Source organism: Candidatus Clostridium helianthi, assembly GCF_045310795.1.
Lineage (GTDB): Bacteria > Bacillota > Clostridia > Clostridiales > Clostridiaceae > Clostridium > Clostridium helianthi.
On record NZ_JBJIAB010000014.1, the window covers coordinates 113,837 to 122,607 of the forward strand.

Annotated in this window: 9 protein-coding genes; all 9 read left to right on the top strand. The window is 29.7% G+C overall.

Features of this window, described 5'->3' with window-relative positions:
- The first annotated feature begins 45 nt into the window (after positions 1-45).
- The 9 genes from ACJDTP_RS12790 (at position 46) to ACJDTP_RS12830 (ending at position 8,598) form a co-directional block, all read left to right on the top strand.
- On the top strand, positions 46-1,281 hold the full coding sequence (locus tag ACJDTP_RS12790) for an MFS transporter (protein WP_406761415.1): 1,236 nt from the start codon (positions 46-48) through the stop codon (positions 1,279-1,281).
- An 844-nt stretch (positions 1,282-2,125) separates the two neighbouring features.
- Complete coding sequence (locus tag ACJDTP_RS12795; protein ID WP_406761416.1) at positions 2,126-3,349, top strand: tyrosine-type recombinase/integrase; 1,224 nt, start codon at positions 2,126-2,128, stop codon at positions 3,347-3,349.
- A 5-nt stretch (positions 3,350-3,354) separates the two neighbouring features.
- Positions 3,355-5,241 carry a tyrosine-type recombinase/integrase gene (locus tag ACJDTP_RS12800; RefSeq protein ID WP_406761417.1) on the top strand — a complete coding sequence of 629 codons (1,887 nt, stop codon included), beginning with the start codon at positions 3,355-3,357 and terminating at the stop codon, positions 5,239-5,241.
- Positions 5,234-5,629, top strand: coding sequence for a DUF6262 family protein (locus ACJDTP_RS12805; RefSeq protein ID WP_406761418.1), 396 nt, complete (start codon positions 5,234-5,236; stop codon positions 5,627-5,629). The genes ACJDTP_RS12800 and ACJDTP_RS12805 overlap by 8 nt, the downstream gene beginning before the upstream one ends.
- Before the next feature lie 310 nt (positions 5,630-5,939).
- Positions 5,940-6,146 (top strand): helix-turn-helix domain-containing protein, encoded by a 207-nt coding sequence (locus tag ACJDTP_RS12810; RefSeq protein WP_012059900.1) that lies wholly within the window; start codon positions 5,940-5,942, stop codon positions 6,144-6,146.
- A 94-nt stretch (positions 6,147-6,240) separates the two neighbouring features.
- Positions 6,241-6,429: a DUF1540 domain-containing protein gene (locus ACJDTP_RS12815; RefSeq protein ID WP_017213046.1), complete on the top strand. Its 189-nt coding sequence runs from the start codon at positions 6,241-6,243 to the stop codon at positions 6,427-6,429.
- 46 nt (positions 6,430-6,475) lie between these two features.
- Positions 6,476-7,264, top strand: a complete 789-nt coding sequence (locus ACJDTP_RS12820; RefSeq protein WP_406761419.1) for a hypothetical protein — start codon at positions 6,476-6,478, stop codon at positions 7,262-7,264.
- Complete coding sequence (locus tag ACJDTP_RS12825) at positions 7,155-7,937, top strand: ATP-binding protein (RefSeq protein ID WP_406761420.1); 783 nt, start codon at positions 7,155-7,157, stop codon at positions 7,935-7,937. The genes ACJDTP_RS12820 and ACJDTP_RS12825 overlap by 110 nt, the downstream gene beginning before the upstream one ends.
- A 4-nt stretch (positions 7,938-7,941) precedes the next feature.
- Positions 7,942-8,598 carry a hypothetical protein gene (locus ACJDTP_RS12830; protein ID WP_406761421.1) on the top strand — a complete coding sequence of 219 codons (657 nt, stop codon included), beginning with the start codon at positions 7,942-7,944 and terminating at the stop codon, positions 8,596-8,598.
- The last annotated feature ends 173 nt before the right edge of the window (positions 8,599-8,771 follow it).

Here is an 8,771-nt window from a genome sequence, read left to right on the forward strand (position 1 = left end):
TTCATAAATCTTTACAAAATAACAAATATTGATAGGAGGGTTTAAATGTCCAAATTTAAATCAAATAATGAACAAAGTTCAGAACAAATTATAGATAAACACGCTTTAATATTCGGTCTTATATCTGTATTTCTTTGTGGAATAGGCTTTACGATCATAGCACCAGTCGTTCCATTTTTAGTTCAGCCTTATACAAGTAATCCAGGAGAGCAAGCTATAGTTGTTACACTCCTTACATCTGTTTATGCAGTTTGTGTGTTTTTAGCAGCTCCAGGACTTGGCGCTTTGAGCGACAGATATGGACGTCGTCCAGTGCTCTTAGTATGTCTCTTGGGTTCAGCAATCGGGTACGTAGTCTTTGGTGTAGGAGGGGCCTTATGGATACTATTTGCCGGACGCATAATAGATGGTATAACAGGTGGGACCATAAGCACTATTTTTGCATATTTTGCAGACATAATTCCTAGTAATCAGAGAACTAAATACTTTGGATGGGTGAGCGCTATTGTAGGCGTAGGTACTGTCATTGGTCCAACTCTAGGTGGATTACTTGCTAAGTTTGGTTATTCTGTGCCAATGTATTTTGGGGCAATAATAACTTTACTAAATGTTGTTTATGGAATCTTTTTTATGCCTGAGAGTCTCCACAATGAAGATAGACTAGAGAAGATCACTTTTGTGAGACTAAATCCATTTACACAGCTTGCCAGCATACTTTCTATGAAAAGTATAAAGATGTTACTTATATCTGGGTTCTTACTTTGGATACCAAACGGATCTCTGCAAGCAGTTTTTTCACAATTTACAATAGATACTTTTAACTGGAAGCCTACAGTAATCGGACTTATGTTTTCAATTATGGGCTTTCAAGATATCATTTCACAGAGCCTTATAATGCCAAAGCTTTTACTAAAACTTAATGATAGACAAATAGCAATTCTCGGTATGGGTTCGGAGATTATGGGATATGCTTTTATTGCTCTATCGGCTTTGTTATCATTTTATCCTCTCTTTATTATTGGAATGTTTATATTCGGTTTTGGTGATTCAATATTTGGGCCTTCATTCAATGGGATGCTTTCCAAGTCTGTGGATTCCAGTGAACAAGGAAGGATTCAAGGAGGCAATCAATCTATTCAGGCTTTAGCAAGAATGATTGGACCTATCATTGGTGGACAAATCTATGTATCACTTGGTCATTCAGCACCTGCTTTTATGGGGATACTCCTTATAGCATTGGCAATACCAGTTCTATATAAGAGGACTCATGTAAATATATAAAACATATACGTTGCAAAAATAACTCTTCATCATAATTCTAAAAATATTACAAGAATTTTATCTGTAATTGTGAAACGTGCATTGTGAATTGCAACATATATAAATACTTTATTTTCAGGCGAGTATCAATTTTCATTTTGGATTGTAAGGAATATAAAAATGATAAAAAGTCCATGTCGCCTGAGATTTTGGTATAAGGCAAGGATATGAATTACCCTCATATTATACAGAGTCTGACAGCTTACATTAAATATGTAGGCTGTTTTTTTATTGTCTAGGAAAGTATAGAATTTTTTGATTTTGAAAGCCAGTGATACCAATGGTTATAAGGATATTGACCTGTAAAAAATGGTATAAAGAAAGAGCGTGGCGCAGCCACTTTTGTTCTTTTTTAGGAATTTATATTCCAATAAAATCTATGGACGAGGTACTCCTTGAGGGTATAACTTAGAAAAGGTTGATTGACTAGTTCTTGTATTTTAAAAAGAGTAAAAAAGAAATCTACACCTATGAAAAGAGTGCGAAGCACAATACGGAACTTAAACACAGTCGCCTGCGATTTGTTCTTTGCTTCAAAATATAAAATTTTTAAATTCTAAAAGACAATATCATATAAATGGTTAAGTGGAAGAGGCTTGTAAAAATAAAGATGATTAAAGAATTAATAAGGGCTAGAGAATATTTAACAATATATAACTAATAACAGTAAGGTAAGTAATTATAGATATTGTTTACCTTATTTTTATATCTATAATTATATGTAAATAATATATAGTAAATATAGAATAATTTAAGTAAGTATAGTATAATAAGTAAAAGAGTTAAGTAAAGGAGTTAATAATGAATGGGAGGAACTAAAGAGCAAAGTCCTAAAGATAAATGGTATGAGATAATTAGAATAGTAAAAGCACAAACAGATTTAGGACTAATGTACTATTTAGTTGATGACAACTATGACTTTATAACCTTAGTTAAGGAATATTTGAATATGATACAAGCAAGGGCAGAAAGAGAAGTGTCTCCTAACACAGTAAAAGCATATTGCTATCAGCTTTGGTATTTTATCATATTTTTAAGAATTAGAGATTTAGGTATGCTCGACCTTGATGGGAAGCCTGACATATTAGCACAATTTAAATTATGGCTAAAAAACCCCTATAGGTTTTATGAAAATATAGAAGTGTTAAATTATGATATAGAGTTTGATTATATTGAAGATTCGCTAAGTGTAACTACTATAAATGGAATAGTAAGTAGAGTTAGTTCTTTATATCTATGGCTTAAAGCGAGTAATAAAATTAAAGAAAATCCTATTGTTTATAGAAGTGTTATGGTAACTCAATCAATGAGAGATAAAGATATGTTGGCACATACAAGACATAGCAGAACCATACAAGTAAACACTTTAAAATCAAAAGTACCAAAAACTATTCCTAAAACTGTAGAACAAAAGGATTTTAAGAAGTTTTTAGATAGTGTAAATCTCCTAAGAGATAAGATAATACTACTATGCTTAAAAGAAGGTGGTTTTAGGTCAAATGAATTACTTGGAATTCATTTAGAGGATATAGACTTTGCAGAAGAAGGTCTATGGGTTAGATTTAGAGCAGATAATACCAATGGTTCAAGAGCAAAGGCTGGATATGGTAGAGATAGATTTGTTCATTTACCAACAGATTTAATGGCGTTAATAGATAGATACATAAGTTCTGAATGGTTAGAAAGTAATGCTGATAATGACTTTTTATTTGTTGTAGTAAATAGTAATACACTATCTTATAATGGACAATCAATGACTAAATCTACTCTTGATTCTATGTTTAAATATTATAGTAAAAAAACAGGAATTAAAATACACCCACATATGTTAAGACATACTCATGCAACAGAACTTGCAAGAGAATATATAAGCAAAGGTGAACAGATTAATTGGGAATATATATCTAAAAGACTCGGTCATTCAAGTATAACAACTACTATGGAAATATACGCTCATTTAAAACCAGAAGATTACAAGAAAGAGTATCAGAGGTTACAAGAATATAAAAAACAAAAGAGAAAGGAATAGTAATTGTGGATTTAGCAAATAAAGTTTTGATAGATAATACAACACCAAATGAAGTTATAAATTTTCCAATAGATGATATTGATACTTCATGGATGACCAAATCTCAAAATAAATTCTTCAATGTTTTAAAGAATGAGAAAAATAAAGACAAAAAATACAATGAAATCTGTGAGTTAGCAGGATATAATAGTACCACACCTTGGTATAAAGCCATTAAGGATGAAAGATTCACTGATTTACTTGGAAGCATTGGATTTAGTGTGAGATTAAATAATGACAATTATCCTTCTCACAATGATGTTGAATATATCAAAAATCCAAAAGAAAGAGAAGAATATCTTAAAAATGATATATGGGATACGAGAATGCTTTTTGAAGACTATCCAAGACATTATAATCCTGCTAAGTTTATGGTTGCGTTTTATAAAATAGAAAATAAAGCAATTAGAAATATAATAAGAAGATACTTTGTTAATATGCTTAATAATTGGAAACCTGTTAGTTTTAGGCATTATATATTTTTTATCCTTCCCTTCTTTACCACAATGAATGAACTATTTCCCAATATTAATTCATTTGATAAGCTTGATAGAGAAATACATATAGAGCCAATTTTAAAAAGAACAAATTGGTCTAATAATCACAAAAAAGAAGGTTTAACAGTAATAAAATCTATGTTTAATTATATGTATTATAATAAATGGGATAATGCTCCTTCGACTGGATTATTAAATAAATATGATTCTCCAAAGCACGAAAGAAGTTTACCAAGACCTATACCACCAAATATAAAAATTCAATTAGATGACTATATTGAAAATATTATTATTCCATTATTGGAAAACAATAAACCAACTCCAATAGTAAAGTCTAAATATTGGGATTTGTTAATTATTATTAGAAATACAGGTAGAAGATTTGAAGATATATCTCATCTAATTGCTGAACATAAAGATAAAAGTAAGGAATGTCTTCAATATGATTTAGATGAAGACCCTATGCTCTATTTAGACCACCGTATTGCTAAAATCCCAAAGGATTTAAGGATTCCCTTAGCACATTTAAAGGATTCTAATGGAAATAATATAGTTGAAAAGGCTATATTAAGACAAATTGAAAGGGTTAAAGAACTTGCCCCTACTTCCGATGGATATAAATATCTATTTAGAGAAATTAGGACGGATAATAGAGGATTAGGTGAAGGAAAAGTTATTTTAGACAATAGTGGAGTTCCTGTAGTTGAGAGCATTAAATATAATATGTTTAATGACAATTATGTTTTACCTTCTATATGCAGTCAAATACCACTTAAAAATATTGATGGTAGTATATATAAAATATCAGCACATCAATTTAGGCATACAGTAGCAACTGAAATGATTGACGCAGGAGTTGATATTTATGCTGTAAAAGAGTTTTTAGGACATTCTTCTGTTGCGATGACAGAGAAATATATTAAGGTATATCAACAAAGATTAAAGAAAGAATTCAAAGAGAAATTAAGTAAATCTGATGCTACCGATATAAAGAACAACTTATCAGAAGAAGAAAACTTATATGATAATAAATGGGTCAAAAATAAGATTATAGGAGTTTTTGAACTCGGTGACGGTTGTTGCGAACATCCATATAAAATGCCTTCATGTCCTCACATGGCTTGTAAGACTTGTGTTAAGAAAAAGATATATCCAAGGCACTTACAGGCTGTTAAAGACACTATTGAAAGTGAAACTATACATAAGGATAATGCTTTAAGAATGGGTTTAAATGAAAAAGCAGAAGAATTTGATAAAATCGTTAGATTTTATACAGTTGCTTTGGATATGATTAATAAGGGTGAAACCTTTGAAGCCTCAAATCATTTTTATATTAAGGGGTACAATAATGGGTAATAAAAATCCTAATACAACAGAGATAATTAGACTGAAAAAACAAGAAAGCGATTTTAAAAAACAAACAGTTTTATCTGTATTAAAAGAATTAGAGTTATTAGATGACTCTTTAAATAATCCTATCTCAAAGGCTGAAATATGCCGTAGAGCAGGTGTAAGTAAGACATTTTTATATACATATAAAGATGAACTTTTAGAGCCAATAAATAAGGCTATAAATAAACAAAATAAAAAAATGAAAATAATTTCTCAAAAACAAACTTTTACAGAAACTTCTAAGGATAGAGTGATAGAATCTCTTAAAAGAAGAATACAATCTTTAGAAGATGAAAATAAGAAATTAAAAAATGATAATGCTATTTTATTAGGGAAACTTGCTCAAAAATAAAAAATTAGCCTATATCTTAAATTACTTAGTCAATTAAGATATAGGCTTTATTTTATAAGTTTTTAAGTTGCTTATATATTTTTAAACAATATCTAACCCTTATTAATTTTACATATTTATCATATATACTGATAAATTAATTAGGAAGATTAAGGGAAAAAGAGAAAATATAAGTATGGCTGATATAATTGATAAAAATATCATTATTGACGATAGAAACGGATTTTAATTTTATCGGAAAAACTGATAAAATATAAGTATAGTAAGACAGACAAGCAGCTAAGAAAGTCGATTGAATGGGGGAGAAGATATGAAATTAACACCAATAAGATTAAGGAGATTAAACTCTGGTCTTGATAGTGAGGAGGTTATAGAAGCATTAAAAATAAGTAAAAGTACATTTTATAAGTTAGAGCAAGGATGGACAAGACCATCGCCTGCACTGATAAAAAGACTTGCAGATATTTATAAATGCTCAACAGATGACATATTTAGAGATTTAAAGATAACAGGGTAGACAATAAAAGATGCATCAAAATTTATGACTGCATTAGAAGAGGTGAAAAACAAAAGTTATCGAGATAGATATTTTATGTCAGGGGGAATTCAAATTGTTAATTAAGTGTAACTGGAGAACCTGTAAAAATTATAAAGATGGAGTATGCAGAGCAGATTCTATTGAATTAAAGAGCTTTGATTACGAGGAAGATAACGAAGAGTTAGAAGGTTTAAAATGTGCCACATATGAATATGATTCCTTTTGGATGTGCGATAAGGGAAGAGAAGTAGATGTAAGATGATATATAAAAAATACGAAAGCTATAAGATGGTATAGGAGTTGATAAGATGAGCGAGGGCTGGTTTAAGATTCATAGAGTTTTATTTGAAAAGGCTATTTGGTTAAATTCAACTTTAGAGCAGAAGGTTATATTGATTACGATTCTAAGTATGGCAAATCATGAAAAAAGGGAGTGGGAATGGAAAGGAACAAAGTTTAAAGCAGAAGCAGGTCAATTTGTAACTTCATTAGAGGGAATAGTTAAGAAAAGTGGTGATGGAATATCGCTTCAAAATGTAAGAACTGCTCTTAAAAAATTTGAAAGATATGATTTTATAACACAAGAGGTAACAAAGACTGGAAGACTTATAAAGATAGTAAACTGGGAACTTTACCAAGGGAAGCAAGAGAAAAATATCAGGCATTCTAACAGTGAATTAACAAGCATATCACAAACAGCTGACAAAGAAGTAACAACTAACAAGAATAATAAAAACTATAATAATTATAAGAATAATATTTTTATAGAAGAATTTACCAAAAACAAGTTGCTAATTGAAAGTATACTAGAATTTATAAAAATGAGAGAAAGAATTAAAAAGCCAATAACAGATAAGGGATTAAAAATATTATTGAATAAATTAAAAGATTTATCTCAAGACGAAGAAACACAAATTAAGATTTTAGAAAACAGCATAGAGCATTGTTGGCAGGGATTATATCCATTGAAGGAGGAAAAGTATATTTATGGATGCACTTCAAAGAATATTAAATCAGGTGAGAGAAAATTCAATATCAAAATCCCAGAACGGAAACCAAAAGCAGGTGCAGGCTGCACAAGAGACAGGCCATTTTAAATGTGAAAAATGCAAAGATACAGGTTATATTATAAAAGCTCAGTTTCATGCACAGCCACTGATGACACCATGTTCGTGCTTAGAGATTGAAAATGTCAAAAGATTATGGAAAAATAGTGGGATAAATCCAGAAAATTTAGAAAAGACCTTTAGCAATTTTGAAGAATGGTCAAGAACTTCTAAAAAAATGAAATTTATTGCAACAGATTATTATATGAGTTTTGACGAGATAAGATCAAATAGGAAAAATTCAATTCTACTTTGTGGTAATCCAGGAAGCGGAAAGACTCATATTGCCTTAGCTCTTGCAAATAATTTCTTGAAAAATAATATAAAAGTTGTTTACATGCCTTATAGAGATGTGATTACAAGCCTTAAACAAAATATCCTAGACAAAGAATATTATAAAAAGACCTTAAGCAAATATCAAACCTGCGAAATTCTATTAATTGATGATTTATATAAAGGAAAAGTTAATGAAACAGACATAAATATAATGTTTGAGCTGATAAATTATAGATATTTTAATCACCTGCCACTTATTGTTTCAAGTGAGTTCACAGTTGAAAGACTACTAAATTTTGATGAAGCAATAGGAAGTAGAATATATGAAATGACCAAGGATTTTATAGTTGAAATTCAAGGCACTGAAAATAATTATAGACTGAGGTGAGAATATGTCCAATATACATTGGTGCATATGCTTAAAAAGCAGCAATATGCCAGGAAAAATAATTTTTAAAAAGCATGCTGGATTTGTAGATAAGATAAATAAAATCTTAGAAAAGAAAAGTAGTGAGTTAATGGGGGGAGAGGTTTTGAAAGATGAATATAGCTATGCAGATGAAAACAAAGGTTTAGAGTGCGAAAATGATTTTACTCTAATAAAAGAAATTAATGCATTAGATTATGAAAATAATGAAACAAGCAAAAATGATGAAAATATCAAGAACAAAGTTTTAATTAATAAAGTTGAGGGGAGAAATAATATGGATTCAAAAGGAATTATACAAAGATTAAATACATGCATCATAGCATTAAACAGGAGTAATACACAATTAAAAACTTTGGGGCTTAAAAAGGCTCAAGCAGAGAAAGAATATAAAGTAAAACAAGCCGAAGAAATATTAAAACTTAGGGAAGATAAATATCCAGCTACCTTAATAATGGAATTAGTTAAAGGAAATAAAGAGGTCGCAGAATTAAGACTTCAAAGAGATGTAGCAGAAAATGCTTATTTTACATGCTTAGATGGAATAGATAATTTAAGAATAGAAATAGAATTAATAAAGAATAAATTAAAGTGGATTAGAGCTGAACTTAATAGTCTATAAAAGAGACTTACATGGTGATTTTATTTATTAATGTTTAGGTTAGATGCAAACTTCATAACAGTAGAAGATGATAAATAGTTTTATTTATAGATAACTCAACTAAGACCTGAACTTATGCATATAACTCGCCGAAATGAATAACATACTTTTGTTCCAGTTTCTAGGTAATTATG